The following is a 245-nucleotide window of genomic DNA, read 5'->3' on the forward strand; positions in this document are numbered from 1 at the left end:
GCCTCGTCACGGGCGGAAGCAAGATCGACGGCGACGGCTATTATTTCCCGCCGACGATTCTCGATTGCGACGATGTCGCCTCGCCGTCCCTGATCGAGGAATTCTTCGGACCGGTCCTGTCCGTCGTGTCGTTCGAGACGGAGGCCGAGGCGCTGCGGCTCGCCAACGATACCCGTTATGGCCTGGCTTCCGGCGTCTTCACCCAGAACCTCACCCGGGCGCACCGGCTGATGAAGGGGCTCCGT

At 64.5% G+C, this 245-nt stretch carries 1 protein-coding gene; it reads left to right on the forward strand.

What is annotated here, in order from left to right; translation table 11 throughout:
• The coding region (locus AF337_RS31145; RefSeq protein ID WP_152971255.1) for an aldehyde dehydrogenase family protein at positions 1–245 on the forward strand (245 nt) is incomplete at both ends.

The sequence above is a fragment of the Rhizobium ecuadorense genome, assembly GCF_001187535.1.
GTDB classification, from domain to species: domain Bacteria; phylum Pseudomonadota; class Alphaproteobacteria; order Rhizobiales; family Rhizobiaceae; genus Rhizobium; species Rhizobium ecuadorense.